Annotated in this window: 14 protein-coding genes; 6 read left to right on the top strand and 8 right to left on the bottom strand. The window is 62.5% G+C overall.

Translation table 11 applies throughout. From position 1 onward, the window contains the following. Nucleotides 1-160: 160 nt before the first annotated feature. The 4 genes from QM694_RS14820 to QM694_RS14805 are packed head-to-tail and all read right to left on the bottom strand — an operon-like array spanning nucleotide 161 to nucleotide 5,967. The gene (locus tag QM694_RS14820; protein ID WP_415007693.1) at nucleotides 161-3,469 is read right to left on the bottom strand and encodes an error-prone DNA polymerase; all 3,309 of its coding nucleotides are present in this window, start codon (nucleotides 3,467-3,469) and stop codon (nucleotides 161-163) included. After that, nucleotides 3,466-4,974, bottom strand: a complete 1,509-nt coding sequence (locus QM694_RS14815; RefSeq protein ID WP_415007692.1) for a Y-family DNA polymerase — start codon at nucleotides 4,972-4,974, stop codon at nucleotides 3,466-3,468. Before QM694_RS14815 ends, QM694_RS14820 begins: the two co-directional genes overlap by 4 nt. Then, nucleotides 4,895-5,638, bottom strand: a complete 744-nt coding sequence (locus tag QM694_RS14810) for an ImuA family protein (RefSeq protein WP_415007691.1) — start codon at nucleotides 5,636-5,638, stop codon at nucleotides 4,895-4,897. The genes QM694_RS14815 and QM694_RS14810 overlap by 80 nt, the downstream gene beginning before the upstream one ends. After that, a complete protein-coding gene (locus QM694_RS14805; RefSeq protein ID WP_415007690.1) occupies nucleotides 5,629-5,967 on the bottom strand; it encodes a hypothetical protein in 339 nt (112 codons plus the stop codon). The genes QM694_RS14810 and QM694_RS14805 overlap by 10 nt, the downstream gene beginning before the upstream one ends. A 53-nt stretch (nucleotides 5,968-6,020) precedes the next feature. Here QM694_RS14805 and QM694_RS14800 point away from each other — a divergent pair, with 53 nt between their 5' ends. Beyond that, entirely contained in the window at nucleotides 6,021-6,239 is a 219-nt protein-coding gene (locus QM694_RS14800; RefSeq protein ID WP_415007689.1) for a hypothetical protein, read from the top strand. 229 nt (nucleotides 6,240-6,468) lie between these two features. On the opposite strand, the gene QM694_RS14795 is transcribed toward QM694_RS14800, so the two are convergent. From QM694_RS14795 to QM694_RS14780, 4 genes are all read right to left on the bottom strand, one after another. Beyond that, nucleotides 6,469-6,900: an organic hydroperoxide resistance protein gene (locus QM694_RS14795; RefSeq protein WP_415007688.1), complete on the bottom strand. Its 432-nt coding sequence runs from the start codon at nucleotides 6,898-6,900 to the stop codon at nucleotides 6,469-6,471. Between the two features lie 45 nt (nucleotides 6,901-6,945). After that, a complete protein-coding gene (locus tag QM694_RS14790) occupies nucleotides 6,946-7,746 on the bottom strand; it encodes an ABC transporter permease (RefSeq protein ID WP_415007687.1) in 801 nt (266 codons plus the stop codon). Continuing rightward, entirely contained in the window at nucleotides 7,743-8,600 is an 858-nt protein-coding gene (locus tag QM694_RS14785; protein ID WP_415007686.1) for an ABC transporter permease, read from the bottom strand. Before QM694_RS14785 ends, QM694_RS14790 begins: the two co-directional genes overlap by 4 nt. Before the next feature lie 63 nt (nucleotides 8,601-8,663). Then, a complete protein-coding gene (locus QM694_RS14780; protein ID WP_415007685.1) occupies nucleotides 8,664-9,698 on the bottom strand; it encodes an ABC transporter substrate-binding protein in 1,035 nt (344 codons plus the stop codon). Nucleotides 9,699-9,997: 299 nt separating this feature from the next. Here QM694_RS14780 and QM694_RS14775 point away from each other — a divergent pair, with 299 nt between their 5' ends. The 5 genes from QM694_RS14775 (at nucleotide 9,998) to QM694_RS14755 (ending at nucleotide 17,340) form a co-directional block, all read left to right on the top strand. Beyond that, on the top strand, nucleotides 9,998-11,377 hold the full coding sequence (locus QM694_RS14775; RefSeq protein WP_415007684.1) for an aminotransferase class III-fold pyridoxal phosphate-dependent enzyme: 1,380 nt from the start codon (nucleotides 9,998-10,000) through the stop codon (nucleotides 11,375-11,377). Further along, nucleotides 11,364-12,461 carry a transporter substrate-binding domain-containing protein gene (locus QM694_RS14770; protein WP_415007683.1) on the top strand — a complete coding sequence of 366 codons (1,098 nt, stop codon included), beginning with the start codon at nucleotides 11,364-11,366 and terminating at the stop codon, nucleotides 12,459-12,461. The genes QM694_RS14775 and QM694_RS14770 overlap by 14 nt, the downstream gene beginning before the upstream one ends. Before the next feature lie 16 nt (nucleotides 12,462-12,477). Beyond that, nucleotides 12,478-12,966 (top strand): DUF2165 family protein, encoded by a 489-nt coding sequence (locus QM694_RS14765; RefSeq protein ID WP_415007682.1) that lies wholly within the window; start codon nucleotides 12,478-12,480, stop codon nucleotides 12,964-12,966. Nucleotides 12,967-13,027: 61 nt separating this feature from the next. Continuing rightward, nucleotides 13,028-14,194 (top strand): efflux RND transporter periplasmic adaptor subunit, encoded by a 1,167-nt coding sequence (locus QM694_RS14760; protein ID WP_415007681.1) that lies wholly within the window; start codon nucleotides 13,028-13,030, stop codon nucleotides 14,192-14,194. Between the two features lie 5 nt (nucleotides 14,195-14,199). Continuing rightward, entirely contained in the window at nucleotides 14,200-17,340 is a 3,141-nt protein-coding gene (locus QM694_RS14755; RefSeq protein WP_415007680.1) for an efflux RND transporter permease subunit, read from the top strand. Nucleotides 17,341-17,342 lie beyond the last annotated feature (2 nt).

Raw genomic sequence — 17,342 nt, 5'->3', positions numbered from 1 at the left:
TAAAAAAAAGGCCACCAGCAAGCCGGTGGCCTCAAGTCTGGGAGGAAGCTGCCTCCTCGTCCCGCAACAGAACGAACAGGCACCAACCTTATTAGACGTTCAATCTCTACTGCACAGCTGAGGAATTTTGCTCTCCGGGCTGAGAGCCCTTGAGCGGCGGTCAATGAAAATCGCGCGATTTCGGAATGGTCCGCACATTGCGGGGGTGGCGGCGGAGGCTTGCGGCCTGGGCCCGCCAGGAGGGCGCATCCGGTTCATCCTCGGACAGGCGTTCCAGATCGTCGGAGCGGTCGGCAATATGCTCGGCCAGAAGATGCACCACATCGCCGTCGCCGCGCTGCACCTTTCCCCTCACCTGCATGAGGCGCGCGCCCATCACCTCGCGGCGGAAGAGCGGAAAAATCCGTGGCCACACGATCACATTGGCAACGCCCGTCTCGTCGCTCAGCGTCACGAAGACGACGCCCGCACTTCCCGGCATCTGGCGGGTGAGCACCACGCCCACGCAGCTGGCGCGCTGGCCGTCGCGGGCCGAGAGAATTTCCGCGCAGCTTGAGACGTTCTCGCTCCGCAACAGCTCACGCAAAAAAGAAACGATATGGGCTTTGAGCGACAGCCGCAGCATCTGGTAATCCGCCACCACATGCTCGCTCATCGGCATGGCAGGCAGAGGGGCGATATCTTCTTCCGGCTGCTCCTCGACATAGGAGGCGGCGAACAGCGGCAGATCCTCCTCATCGGGAATGCGGCGCACCGCCCAGAGAATTTCCCGCCGGTCCTTGCCCAGCGACTGGAAGCTGTCGGCCTCGGCCAGGATGATGAGGGCGCGGCGCGAGAGCTTCGCCCGCTTGGCAATGTCGTCCACCGCGCCATAGCCATTGCCGCGCGCATCCTTGAGCATGTTTGCCCATTCCTCGCGGAAACCCTCCACCTGGCGGAAGCCGATGCGCAGGGCGAGGCCACTGGGCGAAAGTTCCAGCGTGTTGTGCCAGTCACTGAAATTCACATCCACATGGCGCACCTCGACATGATGGTCCTGCGCATCGCGGACGATTTCGGCGGGCGCATAAAATCCCATGGGCTGCGAGTTGAGCAGCGCGCAGGCGAAGGCGGCGGGATGGCGCTTCTTGATATAGGCCGAGATATAAACGAGATGCGCGAAGCTCGCGGCATGGCTTTCCGGAAATCCATAGGAGCCAAAGCCCCTGATTTGCGCAAAGCAGCGCTCGGCGAACTCGCGCTCATAACCGCGCCCAACCATGCCGCCGATGAATTTATCCTCGAACTCAGGCATCGAGCCATGGTTTCTGAAGGTAGCCATGGCGCGGCGCAAACCATTGGCCTGTTTGGATGTAAAGCCCGCGGCGGTGATGGCGAGCTTCATCGCCTGCTCCTGAAAAAGCGGAACGCCACAGGTTTTGTTCAGGAGCCCATACAGTTCACTTTCTTCTCCCTGAGGACCGCCTTTGGGAGCCGGATATTCCACTTTCTCCTTGCCACTTCGCCGCCGGAGATAGGGGTGCACCATATTGCCCTGAATGGGGCCGGGCCGCACGATGGCGACTTCGATGACAAGATCATAAAAACAATCGGGCTTCAGCCTCGGCAGCATGCTCATCTGGGCGCGGCTTTCCACCTGGAACACGCCAATGGCATCGGCCTTCTGCAGCATCTCGTAAACATCCTTGCGTTCCCGCTCCACCGTGGCGAGTTCGAGCACTGTGCCCTCATGCGCCTTGATCAGGTCGAAGGCCTTGCGGATGCAGGTGAGCATGCCGAGCGCCAGCACATCCACCTTCATAATGCGCAGCACATCGATATCGTCCTTGTCCCATTCGATGAAAAAACGGTCCTTCATGGTGGCGGGGCCGATGGGCACGGTTTCATCCAGCCGGTCCTGCGTCAGCACGAATCCGCCGACATGCTGGGAGAGATGGCGCGGGAAGCCGGTGAGCTGGTTGGCATAGTGAACGGCGCGGGCGATCAGCGCATTGCCCGGATCGAGCAGGCCCTGCTGCACGTCGCGGTCTTTCAATTCCTTGCCCCAGCTTCCCCACACGCTGCCGGCGATGCGCGCCGTCACGTCTTCCGTGAGTCCGAACACCTTGCCGACATCGCGGATGGCGCTCCGCGAACGGTATCTGATGACGGTCGCCGTCAGCGCGGCACGGTGCGTGCCATAGCGCCTGTAGACATACTGGATCACCTCCTCGCGCCGCTCATGCTCGAAGTCGACGTCGATATCGGGCGGCTCCCGGCGCTCCTCGCTGATGAAGCGTTCAAACAGGAGATCGATGTCCATGGGATCGACGGCGGTGATGCCGAGCAGATAGCACACCACGGAATTGGCGGCGGACCCCCGGCCCTGGCAAAGGATTTTTTCGTTTTTCGCAAACGCCACGATGTCATGCACGGTGAGGAAATAGGGCGCGATGTCCATCTTGGCGATGAGCGCCAGCTCTTTCTCCAGCGGTTCGGCGACCCTCTTCGGAATTGCATCGCCATATTTTTTGGCGGCACTCTCGCGCACCAGATCTTCCAGATGCTGCTGCGGCGTCTTGCCTTTGGGCACCGGCTCGTCGGGATAATTATATTTGATCTGGTCCAGCGAAAATCCGATGCGCTCCGCCAAGCGTAGCGTTTCGGCAACCGCTTCGGGCGCCGTGGCGAAGAGCGCCTGCATCTCGTCCGGCGATTTCAAATGGCGTTCGGCATTGGCTTCCAGCCTCAAGCCCGCCTGCTCCAGCGTCACGTGCTCACGGATGCAGGTCACGATATCCTGCAGCATGCGCTGCTTCGGTTCGTGATAAAGCACGTCATTGGTGGCGATGAGCGGCACGCCTGCTTCCTCAGCGCAATGCCGCCAGCGGTTCAGGCGGCGCCGGTCGTCGCCCATCAGCGGCATTGACAGGCCAAGCCAGACTCTGCCTCCCGCTTTACAATTCAGTATACGGAGCGTTTCGATGACGCTGCGGGGTTTTTCCTTCGCCGCGTCCGGCCAGCCATCCGCCCAGTCGGAGAGCGGCATGTTCCATGAGTCTGCCTGCGCCTGTTCCTCCCGCGCATGGCGTTCGGGCCGTGGCGCCATCACGATCAGCAGCAAGCCGTCCTGCCAGTGCAAAAGATCGTCGAGCGTCAGGAAGCAGTCGCCCTTGGGCGCGCGCAGCTTGCCGGCGCTCAGCAGGCGGCAAAGCCTGCCATAGGCGGCACGGTCCTGCGGATAGGCCAGAATGTCTGGCGTTCCATCGCAGAAGACGAGCCGTGCCCCCACCAGCAGACGCGGCTTCGGCTCCGGCACTTGCTCAAGGGCCGCATAGGCGCGCACCACGCCGGCCAGCGTGTTGTGATCGGCGATGCCGATGGCGGCATGATCCAGCGCCGCCGCCCGCAGCGCCAGATCTCCCGGCTGCGATGCGCCGCGCAGGAAGGAGTAATTCGTCGTGACGGCGAGTTCGGCATAGGCGCTCATGCGAACAGCCCATGCAGGAACCATTGCGGGGGTTGGCGCGCGGCTTCGCAATAGAGCCAATAGCGGCGGCCTTCCTCATCCTCGGCGCGGTAATAGTCGCGCGGCTCTTCTTTTTTGCGCCACCATTCCATGGCGATGCGCTCCGGCCCCTCCCACTGGATGAGGCAGCGGGTGACCTTGCGCCATGACAGGCGGAGCGGCGGCGATTCAACTTCAACCGGTTCCGGCCTTTCAAACAGGCGCAAAGGCCGCCGCGGAGGTTCTCCGGTCCCGCGGATGCCGCGCCACGGAGAAGCCTCCACATCCTCCTGCGCCGGTTTCATCACCCAGGCGCGTTCCGGCACATGGGTTTCACGCGGATGAAACCGCTGGACGCGCGCGCGGCCGAAGCGGGCGGCAAGACGATCAATGAGAAACGCAATGTCCTGTTCTTCCTGTGCCGCGGAATCGAGCGAGACGGCCTCCACCGGCATTGCCTCCACATGGATTGCGGCGAGGCGGATCACATCGAAACCGAAACCGGGATCGAGCGGATCGGCGAGGCTGGCAAGTTTCTCGCGGAAGAGCCGGTCAATCACCGCGACAGCCCGCACCGGCGCTCCGGTTTCGATGGCGATGCGGCGGAGCGCGCCATCGGCACGGAAGAAGGCAGCGTCCAGCGCCCGTGCGCCCACGCCTTCACGCTCCATCACGGCGGCAAGTTCAGCACTTAAGGCGGCGAGCGCCGCGCGGATCACCTCGAGCGTCGCCACGGGTTCGGCGAAATGCCTGGCCCGCCAGAATTCCGGCGGCGGCGGAAGGGGCGATGTAGGGCTCACGGATTTTCCCAACGCCTCGTCGATCACCGCCAGCGTGGATGCGCCGAAGCGGGCCATCAATTCGCTGCGCTTGCGCCCGGCTGACTGCCCGATGGTTTTAAGGCCGGCGCGGCGGAAGGCATGGGTTGTCACAGCATCAAGCTGCAGGGCATCGATGGGAAGGGGCGACACGGCTTCCGCTTCGCTACCCTCCGGGGTGATGAGGCCTGTCCGGTGGCGGGCCAGGGCGCGCGCCGCCATCGCGGTTCCGGCAATGGCCGCCTGCGCGGAAAAGCCTCGCACCTGCAAGCCTTCGCTGGCCTTCCGCATCATGGCCTTCTCGCCGCCGAAGAGATGGCTGGCCCCGGTGATGTCGAGGATCAGGCCATAGGGGCGGTCAAGCGAGACCAGCGGCGTGAAGCGGCCGCACCATCCGGCAAGGCGTTCCAGCATGAGCGCATCGGCGTGGGGATTGGCCGGAATAACCTCGAGGCCGGGCACCATCGCGCGGGCATTGGCAAGCGGCTGGCCTTCCTGCAGCCCCAGCCGCGCCGCCGCCCTGCCCAGTGCAAAGATGCGCAAGACATTGCGTTCCTTGGCGGCGATGACGAAGGGCCTTGCGGCGCCCTCATGCCGCCTCAGCCTCTCGGCCGGAAGAAAGGGAAACCACAGTGCCAGAAGCCTCCGCCGTCCGGAACCTGCCATCATCGCAACTCCACGCCATACGCCAACGCCCCGTGCGCCCATGCCGGTTGCGGATCAGGCGCACATCAAAAACCGGTTCTCCCCACAGATCGGCATTTTTGTCCGAGCACGCCCCGCTCACCCGCCAGCGCGTTTCAGCGGCACTCGCCTCTTCCTCGGCGCCCAGCCGCACCAGCAGGGCGGCTACGCCATGCTGTTCCGAAGCCAGCAGCAGGCGCCGCGTGGCGGTGAGATTCAAAACCTTCGGATTGCCATTGATTTCGATGATGACCGCGCCCAGCCCCTTGCAGGTGAGCGCATCGCCCGCCGCCCGCAAGGCATCCTCGACATGACGCGCCGACAGCATGATGAGGCGGGAGGGTGAGAGGCCAAACTCAAGCAGGCCGGTGGCGCACAGACCGGCATATTCGCGGGCGGAGAATTCCTGCATGACCCACAGCACGCATTTTTCCGGGGCAAGGCGGCGGGCCAGCCCCACGGCAAATCCGGTTGCCGCCACCTCATGGCCGGGAGGAGCGAAAACCTCATGCAGGGCGGGATGAAGGCCATCCTTCAAGACGGCGTCCACCGCCACATCACCAAGACGCACTCCGGAGAGTTGCGGCGCGAGATCCGGCTTTGACAGCACGGCGCGGAGATGGGCAATTTTTTCGGCTGTCACAGCCATGCGGCTTGCGCCTGCTGTTGTGAAACGGTCGGGCGGCGCGTCCTGCATTCGAGGCACTGTCCGGCAAGCGGGCAGGCTTCGCAGCGCGCATGGGAATGCGTGCAGAATTGCTGGCCCACATATTTGATGTGCCAATGCAGCTCATAAAGATCATCGGCATCCATGTCGGGGGCCGCCATCATCACGGCCTCGAAGGCGCGGTTGGTATCGGCGTTGCGGGCGATGAATCCGAACCGCCGCAAGACGCGAAGCACATGGGTATCGACAACAAAGGCACGGCCGCGCGCGATGCTGAAATTGAGGGTGGCGGCCGCGGTCTTGCAGCCCACGCCGGAAATTCCTCAAGCTCCCGCATGGCCTCTTCCACCGCAGAGTGCGCGAGATGCCCGAACCCGATGACGCCACGTTTGGCGACACTGACGGCAAACGCCGTTTTCAGCGTCTTGAAGGCTTTTTCCGGAAAGGTCAGGCCTTTGAAAAGCGGAAGCAGCTCCTCATAGGACGCGGCATTGATGCGGTTCCAGTCACCTTTATAGTGCGCGCAAAGACGATGGAAGACGGCGAGGGAAACATCGTCGCGGGTTCTTATTCCGAGGATTGAGCCGAAAAGCTGCGCATCGATGCTGCCGCGTTCCTCCTGCGGCACCGGGCCAAAAAACCTGCGCAGGCAGAGGCGCGTGGTGCGCAAATCCGCCATCCGTCCCTCCTCCACAAAGGCAAAGCTCGCTTGCATCCGGGAAGAAAAGAACAAAACAGGAACATTGTCAATCGCCGCCCGCCGGATGGCAGAACGGCACCGCTCCCGCCCGCGTGGCGGGAGCGGCAGAGGATCAGCCGCGCGTCGTGGTCTTCACGTCCACGCTGGCCTTGATGGCGTTGGAATAGGGGCAGATGGTGTGCGTCACATCCACCAGCTTCTTCGCCTCGGCTTCGGGAAGGCCGGGCAGGTAAACGTCAAGATCGGCGGTGATGCCGAAGCCGCCTTCGGAGCGGGGGCCGATGCCGATGGTGGCGGTCACCGTCGTGCCCTCCGGCACCTTGATCTTGGTCTGCGCCGAAGCCACGCGCATCGCGCCGAGAAAGCAGGCGGAATAGCCCATCGCAAACAGCTTCTCCGGATTGGCGCCATCGCCGCCCGGGCCACCCAGTTCCTTGGGCACAACGAGTTGCAGCGACATGGTGCCATCGGCAAGGCTCACCTTGCCATCGCGGCCGCCACCGGTTGCGGTTGCCGTGGTCTTGTATTTCGCATCGACGGACATGGGCACTCTCCTTCGTTAAGCCAATGGTTGCCGCGGGACGAAACGCTACTCCGCCTTTCTCCATCCGGAAGGGGCAAGCTGGCGCACCGCGATCACGCATAATATTGCCGTCATCCCCAGCACGATGGCAACCAGCGCGTTAATGTCGGGCGAAAAGCCAAGACGCATCATCGCCCACAATCTGACAGGCAAGGTGCTGTCGGTGCCGGTCACCAGAAGGGTGATCATGGTTTCATCGAAGGACAGCGCAAAGCCCAGAATCCCCGCGCCGATCAGCGTGGATTTGAGATTGGGCAGCACGATGCGCAGGAAGGTCTGCCAGCTTGAAGCGCCCAGGTCGGACGAGGCCTCGATCATGTCCGGCCCCATCGCCTGCAGGCGCTGCAGGATGACGCGGTAGGCAATCGCCTGGATGAACACTGTATGGCCCATGATGACGGTCATCAGCGAACGCGGCGTTGCCGTCTCGCGGAAAAAGATCAACAGCGCCAGCCCCGTCACGATGGGCGGCAAAAGGAACGGCAGGAACACCGCGAACTGCATGATCTCGCGCGCCGCCGATTTGCCGCCGCAATAATGCAGCGCCAGCAGCGTGCCGATGATCAGCGACAAAATCGTTGCCGCGCAACCGACGATCAGCGTGTTGAGAACCGCCGTGAGAATCCCGTCATTGCCCGCCAGCGCCCGGTAGGACTCGAGTGACGGCTCAGCCCACAGCACATCGCCATGCGAGGCGGCGAAGAACGACGACACGATGGGAATGACCAGCGGCCCATAGAGCAGCACGAAGACGGCGAGCGTGATGACGCCCAAAGCCGCCAGCGCGGGTTTCGACAACGGCATCATAGGGCGCGGCGCTCCAGCCTGCGCGTCAACAGCATGGCGGCGATCACCACCATCGACAGGATGGCCGACAGCGCCGCGCCGAAGGGCCAGTTGAAGGCGGTGCCAAACTGGCTGAAGATGATCCGCCCGAAGGTGAAGCCGCTCTGGCCGCCCACCATCTGGGGGGTGAGAAAATCGCCGATCGCCAGCACAAATACAAACGTCGCAGCGGTGCTGATGCCGGGCAGGCTCAGCGGCAGCACGATCCTTGCAAATGTTTGCAACCCGGAAGCGCCGAGATCGGTCGAGGCTTCGATCAGCGCCGCGGGAATCCGCTCCAGCGCCAGGAAAATCGGCAGGATGGCGAAGGGCAGCAACAGCACCGTCAGGCACAGCAGCACGGCATTGAGATTGAAGACGAAGAGGTCGCTGGGCTGGCTGATGATCCCCGTCCACAGCAGGAACTGGTTGAGGAAGCCCTTGCCGCCGAGGATGCTGCGGATCGCATAGATCTTGATGATGTAGCTCATCAGCAAGGGCACGAGGATCAGCAGCAGCAGGAAATAGCGGATACGCCCGCCGAGATTCGCTAGCAGGAAAGCCACTGGATAGCCGATCAGTGTGGTCAATGCCGCCACGCTGAAACACAGCACGCATGTCTTCCACAACACGGGCAGGAACACCGCGTCGGTGAAGAAGCGCTGATAGTTCGCAAGGCTGAAGCCAGCCACGATCTGCCCGTCCTGCATGTGGAAGAAACTATAGGCAAGGAAACTCGCCAGCGGGACAAGGATGAAGACGAGCGGCAGGCCGTAGCTCAGCGCCGCCAGCGCCAGAGGCCACGGACCTTTCCGCGCACTGCCGATGAAAATCATGCGTTCATATCCGCACAAAAAGGCCCGGCCCGAAAGGGGCCGGGCGCAGATTTGCGTGAAAGATCAGGGCTGGGCCTTGATCTCGTTCCAGAGATCGGAGCGCTTGGTCGGATTCTCCACGAAATCGAGCCACACCAGCTTGTCGTTGGGGCCAGCACTTCCCGAAGCCACAACGGTGTTGCCGAAACCGGTGCGCTCCGAAAGCTGGCCTGAAATCTTCTTCTGCAGCAGGAAATTCACCCAGGCCTCGGCCAGATCCTTGTCCTGCACGCCGCTTGTCAGCGCCCAGGTGTCGAGCCAGGCAAGGGCGCCTTCCTTGGGGTTCACGTAGCCGATGTTGGCGCCGGCATCCTTCATCGCCTTCACCTGCTGCTGGCCGTAGTTCGCCCAGATGAGGTCGATGTCATTGTTCTTGTAAAGCTGCAGCGCCTCGTCGGGGGTCGTGTAGAAGCTCAGCACATTGGCCTTCAGCGCAATCAGCTTCTCCTTGATCTTCGCCATCTGGTCGTCTGTCAGATGGAAGGGGTCCTCGATCCCCATGGTGAGGGCGGTGAAGGAGAAATTGTGCTCGCCATTGTCGTAGGCCAGAATCTTGCCCTTGTACTTCGGGTCCCAGAAGGTCTCGAAGGTGTCGGGCGGCGGGTTCACCTTGTCCTTGTCGTAGATGATGCCGATCGAATCGAAGCAGAAGGGAATGGCGTAGACCTTGCCGTCGCGCATCACGCCCTTGACCTTCGTGAGATCGCGGAACAGCGGCAGCACGTCCTTCTGGTTGGGAATCTTGTCGAGGTCGTGCGGCGTCACCAACCCGCCGTCGATGTAGCGCTGAAGCTGCGCCGTGTTGACGGCAAAGGTGTCGAAGTCCTTGCCTTCGCTGCCCTTGATCTTGGCCCAGATTTCATCGTCGGTGCCGATGAACACCACCTTGGCGATGGCGCCCGTCTGCTCGTTGAATTCCTTCACCCAATCGTCATCGGCATAGCCGTCCCATGCCATCACGCGCAGCTCCTTGGCCGCGAAAGCCTTGGTGCTGCGCAGGATCGCCGGAGCCGCCAGCATCATGCCGACAGCCGTTCTCCTGTTGATCGTCGCTTTCATGGGAATTCCTCCTGCTGTTTTGATTTTGGTTATTGAAGCAAAACCTGCATCACGGCAGGTTCCGTTAGGGCAAAACTGTGTGGGAGAGGCTTTTCCACCGGCCGGCAAGTTAGCCTGGCGAGATGCGGGCCGTAAGAAGACGTGGGCATGGAAAAAGCCTTGTGCGAGACCCGCAATCCTCTCCCGCAAGGCGAGAGCCTGTCAATAGGCTGAGGCGCATGGCGCAACCCAGGCGGCGATTGACACGGCCATCGGGGGGATTAGGGTCTGCGCGCGCAGAGCAAGAGGCCTCTTTCCCCATGAACATCGAAGTCAAGACCGGCAACTACCGCAACGATTCCATCCTGCTTGGTTTCAGCGATTTGAAGCGCCTGAAGACCGAGCGGCCGCTGGTGTTCGAAAAAGGCAAGGGCATTTTCATCTACGACGAGAACGGCAAGGACTATATCGAGTCCGTTTCCTGCTTCTATTGCGTGTCGCTGGGCTTCAGCGAGGACAGGCTGGCCGATGCCGCCTACCGGCAGATGAAGGCGCTGCCGATGTATTCCTCGGCGATCCATCGCACGGTGCCCGCCGTCATGGAACTGACGGAACGGATCGCCGCCCTGTCGCCGGTCAAGAATCCGCGCATCTATTTCTCGACCACCGGATCGGAAGCCAACGATCACCTCATCAAGTTCATGTGGTACGGCAACGGCTTCGCGGGCGAGCCCGAGCGGCGCAAAGTCATTTCGCGCAAGGCCAGCTATCATGGCTCCACCATCGCCACCTCGGCGCTTGGCGGGTCGCAGGATCTGCAGGAAAGCTTCGGCATCCCCATGGGCTTCTCGTTGCAGGTCGGCCATCCGAGCTGGCCCAACTCGGCACTTCCCGGCGAAACCGAGGAGCAGTTTACCGATCGGCTGGCGGAAGAGCTGGAGCAGGTCATTCTCGAAGCCGGGCCCGAAACCATCGGCGCGATGATCGCCGAGCCGATGTCGGTGTCTTCCGGCATGTTCCCGCCGCCCGCCAGCTATTTCCCGAAGATCACCAAGGTCCTGAGGAAATACGGGATCAAGCTGTTCATCGACGAGATCGTCACCGGCTTCGGGCGCTCGGGCCGCATGTGGGCCACGGAAGCGATGGGGCTCGAGCCTGATTGCATGACCTGCGCCAAGGGCATCACCGGCGCGTATATGCCGATTGCCGGCATCATTATGGGCGAGGAGTTCAACCAGCGGCTCGATCTCGGCAATGAGGCCAAGGGCTGGTTCGCCCACGGCGCCACACACCATGCGCATGTGGTGTCCGCTGCGGTTGCAAATGAGGTTCTCAATATTTTCGAAGAACGCGATATTCTGGGCCATGTTCGCCGCATGATGCCGCACTGGAACAGGATGATCGAAAGCCTGGCAGACCATCCGCTGGTTGTCGGCACGCGCAAATGGGGCCTCGCCGGTGCGGTCGAGGTCGCCTATCCCGGCGAAGTGCGCGGCGGCCCCGCCGCGAGCCTGAAAGTCGGCGGCGCCACGAAAGAAGTTTATGAAGCCGGGCTTTCGCATGGCGTGATCGTGCGGCCGCTGGCGGGCTGCTTCGTCATGGCGCCGCCGCTCATTATCACCGAAGCGGAGATCACCGAACTCGGACGCCGCGTGCGGGCCGCACTCGACCAGGTTCTGGCCAATCATGTGGCGCGCTGAAATCAGGGCGGTCCTTTGTCTTGCGGCCTTGTGCTGCGCCCTGATCCTAGGCGCCGCCGCTGAGGCCCAGCAGGCGATCGACCCTGCGAAAGACTTGGCCATTGGCACCAAGGTGGCGCCGCCTTTCGCCATGAAGGGCGACGATGGCCAGTGGACGGGCCTCAGCATCGATCTGTGGAAGAAGATCGCCGAGCAGCTCCAGCTCAAATATCATTTCGTCGAGGAGCCGGACATCGGCTCGCTGATCGCGGGCGTTGAAAACAAGAAATATGACGCCGCCATCGCCGCCATCACGGTCACCGCCGAACGCGAGCAGCGGATGGAATTCAGCCTGCCCTATTATCAGTCGGGCCTTGGCATTGCCGTCCCCGCCAATGGGCCGGCCATCTGGCACCAGGTGGCGCAGACGCTGCTGTCCTTCGGCTTTCTCAAGGCGGTCGGCACGCTGATCGGCAGCGCGCTTCTGGTCGGCCTGCTGATCTGGCTGTTCGAGCGCAAGCACAACACGGATTTCGGCGGCCACCCGGTGAAGGGGATCGGCACCAGCATGTGGTGGTCGGCGGAAGCCATGACGCAGGCCAGCACCGGCCAGCTTGGGCCCAAGACCCTGCCGGGACGTGTGCTGGCGATTTTCTGGATGGTGGCGTCGATCATCGCCATTGCCGTCTTCACCGCCAGCGTCACCTCGGCGCTGACGGCGGGCAAGCTGCAGGGGCTGATCCATGATTCCTCCGACCTACCCGATGTGCGCGTCGGCACCGTTCAGGGTTCGGCCGCCGTCGATTACATGACGGCGAACCGCATCAAGGCCAGGCTCTATCCGACGATTGATGACGGCCTCAAGGCGCTGGATGCCGGAACTATCGACGCCTTTGTCTATGACAAGCCGCTGCTGAGCTGGATGGTGCTGCACCGCAATTCAACCAGCATCGAAGTGCTGAGCGACGGCTTTGAGCCGCAGGCCTATTCCATCGCCTTTCCGGTCGGCAGCCCTTACCGGCGACCGGTGAGCATCACGACATTGCAGACCATCGAAAGCCCGTGGTGGCGCGATACCAATTTCCAGTATCTCGGCAATCGCTGACAAGGGAGATGCATCGATGATCGTGCGCCTGTGCAAGATCGCCATGGTGGCGGCGATCGCCTTCTTCGCCAGCCTCGTGGCCTTCGGCAACATCACCGATTACGGCACCAATCTCGCCTTTGTGAACCATGTGCTGCTGATGGATACGATTTTTCCGGATTCCGCCATCAAGTACCGCGCCATCACCAGCCCGGCCCTGCATCAGGCTTTTTATATTCTCATCATCGTGTCTGAAACTTTGACGGCCATCCTGTGCTGGATCGGCGCGTTCAGGATGTTGAGCAATGTTTCCCGCCCCGCCGCCGCCTTCAATCTCTCCAAGCACTGGGCCATTGCCGGCCTCACCTTCGGGTTCCTGCTGTGGCAGGTGGCCTTCCAGTCAATGGGTGGCGAATGGTTCGGCATGTGGCAATCGCAAAGCTGGAATGGAGAGGACTCCGCCTTCCGGGATTTCATCACCATTCTGGGCGTGCTGATCTTCGTCGCCATGCCGGATGCTGACTGAGCGCGATTGCGCCGCCGCAAAATCCCCCCTAAAGTTTTCCCGGGTGCTGGAGGGTCAAGCCGTGCGATCAACTCGTCGTTTCCTGCTGACTGCCGTTTTTGCCTGCTCAGTCAGCGTCCTCGGCCCGGCCTTCGCGGATGACGCGCCCCCGCCCACCGTTGAAACGGCGGCCGTGCGGCTGAGCGACGTCAACACCGGCAGCCAGTTCGTCGGCACGGTGCAGGCATTGCAAAAGGTCGGCCTCACGGCGCGGGTCGAAGGTTTCCTCGACTCGATCGATTTTCAGGAAGGCGGCTTCGTGAAAGCCGGCAGCACGGCCTTCACCATCGAGAAAGACACCTATCAGGCCGCCCTCGATGGCGCCCAGGCCACGTTGCAGGCGGCCCAGGCCACGGAAGCCGGGGCGCAAGCCAATCTCAGGCAGGCGGAGATCACGCTGCAGCGGCAGCTCACGCTGTTCAAGACCAACACCGTGTCGCAGTCGCAGGTGGATCAGGCCACCGCCGACCGCGACGCCGCCAAGGCAACCGTTGAGCAGGCGCAGGCGCAGATCGCCCAGGCACAGGCGCAGATCAAGACGGCCCAGCTCAATCTCTCCTACACGCAGATCACCACGCCCATTTCAGGCCGCATCGGCAAGGCACAGGTGACGGTGGGAAATCTTGTCTCGCCAAATACGGGCGTGCTGGCCACTGTGGTGCAGACCGATCCGATCCGCGTGGCCTTTTCGATTTCCGACCGCGACTATCTGAAAGTGGTCGATGCGCTGAAGCCGCGCGACACCGGGTTCACCGCGGGCGAGAATGCCGATTATGTTCCGCATCTCATCCTGCCGGATGGCACGCCCTATAAGAACGAGGGGCGGATCACCTTTCTCGACAACTCCATCGATCCCACCACGGGCACGATTGCCGTCTATGCGGAATTCGCCAATCCCGAATTGCAGCTCGTTCCGGGGCAGTTCGTAACGGTGACTGTGAAGGCCGCCAATGCTGCTCCGCTTCCCGTCGTTCCCGCGCCCGCCGTGCAGCAGGACCAGCAGGGGCCCTATGTCTTCGTGCTGGATGACGCCAATCACGCGGTGATCCGCCGCGTTACCCTTGGCCCCCGTGTGGGCACCGACTGGGCCGTGACGTCAGGGCTAGCCAATGGCGAAATCGTCATTGTCTCCGGCATCCAGAAGATCAAGGCCGGCATTGTGGTGAAGCCCGTGGCGCAGGGGAACTGAGCGCCATGTTTTCCGACATTTTCATCCACCGCCCGCGCCTGGCGATGGTCATCGCCATCCTGATGACGCTGGCTGGCGCCATTGCGCTGGTGAACATTCCCGTCGCGCAATATCCCGACATCACGCCGCCCACCGTGCAGGTGTCGGCCAGCTATCCGGGTGCCGATGCGCAGACGGTGGCCGATACGGTGGCCACGCCGATCGAGCAGCAAGTCAACGGCGTCGAAGGCATGCTCTATATGTCCTCGACCACCAGTTCGAACGGCACCTACACGCTCACCGTCACCTTTGCCGTGGGCACCGATGCCGACATCGCGCAGGTCGATGTGCAGAACCGCGTGGCGCTGGCCACGCCGCAATTGCCCGCCGCCGTTACCAAGCTCGGCGTCAATGTGCGCGCCCAGCAGCCGAACTTCCTCATCGTCGCCAATGTCTATTCGCCGAACGGCAGCCGCGACGGGCTGTTCCTCTCCAACTATGCGCAGATCAATGTCGTCAATCCGCTGTCGCGCGTTTCGGGCGTGGGCGCGGCCTCGCTCATGGGACCGCTCGAATATTCCATGCGCGTGTGGCTTGATCCCCGCCGCATGGCGGCTCTGGCGATCACCGCCGATGATGTCTCCAATGCCATCCAGCAACAGAATGTGCAGGCCGCGGCGGGCCTCATCGGCGCACCGCCCATTCCGGACAATCAGGTGCTGCAATATTCGATTTCGGCCCTCGGGCTTCTGAGTTCGCCCGAGCAGTTCGGCGACATCATCGTCAGGACCAATGCCGATGGCGGGCTGGTGCGCGTCAAGGACATCGCCCGCGTCGATCTCGGCGCCAAAAACTATACATCCATCAGCCAGTTGAACGGCAAGCCCGCCGCCACTATCGCCATTTACCAGACCCCCGGCTCCAATGCGCTTGGCGTGTCAAAGGCCGTGCATGCCGAACTTGAGGATCTGAAGAGCCGTTTCCCCAGCGACGTGGCCTATGAGGTGGTCTACGACTCGACGGACTTCGTGCGCGCCACCGTGCATGAGATCGTGCTGACGCTGGCGCTGACGGGCATCATCGTGCTGGCCGTGGTCTATATCTTTCTTCAGGACTGGCGCGCCACGCTCATTCCCGCTTTCACGATTCCGGTGTGCCTCATCGGCGTGTTCGCCATCATGCTGGCGCTCGGCTATTCCGCCAATACCGTCACGCTGTTTGCGCTCATCCTCGCCATCGGCCTTGTGGTGGATGACGCCATCGTGGTTGTCGAAAATGTCCAGCGCATCATGGAAGAGCATCCCGGCACTTCGGCCGTGGACGCCACAAGCCAGGCCATGCGGCAGGTGACGGGGCCCATCGTCTCGACCACGCTGGTGCTGCTGGCGGTGTTCCTGCCGGTGGCCTTCCTGCCCGGCATCACCGGCCAGCTTTACCGGCAGTTCGCCGTCACCATCACCGCCTCCGTCACGCTCTCGGCCATCAATGCGCTGACCCTGAGCCCGGCCTTGTGCGCCATCTTCCTCAGGCCGCCGCGCCAGGCGCGCGGGCCTTTCCGCTGGTTCAACCTCGGCCTCGACAAGACGCGCAATGGCTATTCAAATGTCACGGGCCTGCTGGCGCGCCGCTCTCTCATCGCCGGCTTGCTGGTGCTGCTGGCAGGCGGAGGCGCCTATTGGATGTTCAGCAAAACGCCAACCGCCTTCATCCCCACGGAAGATCAGGGCGTATTGTTCGTCAACGCGCAACTGCCCGATGCGGCGTCACTGCCGCGCACGCAGGAGGTATTGAATCAGATCGGCGACATCGCGCGCAAAACCGATGGCGTTGCGAATGTCGTCACCATTTCCGGTTACAGTCTTTTGAGCGGCGCCAGCCAGCCGAACAGCGGCCTTGCCATCGTGGTGCTGAAGCCATGGGATGAACGCAAGACGGCGGACACGGGGCTGCGCGGCATCTATGGAAAGCTCAGCGCCGCTTTCCGGCAACTGGGGGCCGCCAATGTCATCGCCTTTCCACCGCCGGCAATACCCGGCCTTGGCACGGCGGAGGGATTTGATTTCCGCCTGGAAGCGCTGGGCGGGCAATCGCCGCAGGAGCTGGCGCAGGTCATGCGCTCCTTCGTGGTGGCGGCCAATGGCGATCCCTCCATCGGCTCGGCCTACTCCACCTTCTCCGCCGATGTGCCGGGCTATTACCTGAACATCGACAGGGTCAGCGCGCAGCGGCTTCAGGCGCCGGTGTCGTCGATCTTCTCCACGCTGCAGTCGCAGCTTGGCTCGTCCTTCATCAACAACTTCAACATCATGGGGCAGGTCTATCAGGTCAATCTCGCGGCCGACCAGCAATTCCGGCGTTCGGCTGATGACATCCTCAATCTCTATGTGCGGAGTTCAACCGGCGCCATGGTGCCGGTGCGCGCGCTGGCAACCGTCGAGACACGGCTGCAGCCCACCCTGCTCAACCGCTACAACCAGTTCACATCGGCCACCATCAACGGACAGGCTGCCACAGGCGTTGCGTCAGGCCAGGCGATGAGCGCATTGACGGCACTTGCCAAAACCCAACTGCCGCAGGGCTATGCCTTCGAATGGTCGGGGCTCTCCTATCAGGAGGCCATCGCCAGCGGGCAGACACTGATCGTTTTCGCGCTTGCCATCATCTTTGGCTATCTCTTCCTGGTGGCGCAATATGAGAGCTGGGCCATTCCCTTCGCAGTCATCACCTCCGTCGCCGTCGCCATTCTGGGCGCTATCATCGGCATCCGCATCATCGGGCTCGGCCTCAACATCTATGCGCAGATCGGCCTCGTGCTGCTGATCGGCCTCGCCGCCAAGAACGCCATCCTGATCGTCGAGTTCGCCAAGGAAACCCATGAGGCGGGCAAGCCGCTTGTCGATGCGGCGGTCGACGGCGGCCACATGCGTTTCCGCGCCGTGCTGATGACCGCCATCGCCTTCATCCTTGGCGCGGTGCCGCTGGTTATCGCCTCGGGAGCGGGTGCCGCCAGCCGCGTGTCGATTGGCGCCACGGTTGTCGCCGGCATGCTGGCGGCCACGGTGATCGGCATTTTCCTGATCCCCGGACTTTATGTGCTGTTTGCCAGGGCCAGCGAAATCTTCTCGCGCAGCGAAAAGACAAAGCCCGTGCCGCAGGCGGAAAGCTGATC

This window comes from Aestuariivirga sp. (genome assembly GCF_047602625.1).
In the GTDB taxonomy this organism is placed as follows: Bacteria; Pseudomonadota; Alphaproteobacteria; order Rhizobiales; family Aestuariivirgaceae; genus Aestuariivirga.
This window is presented reverse-complemented; position numbering and strand designations above follow the sequence as displayed.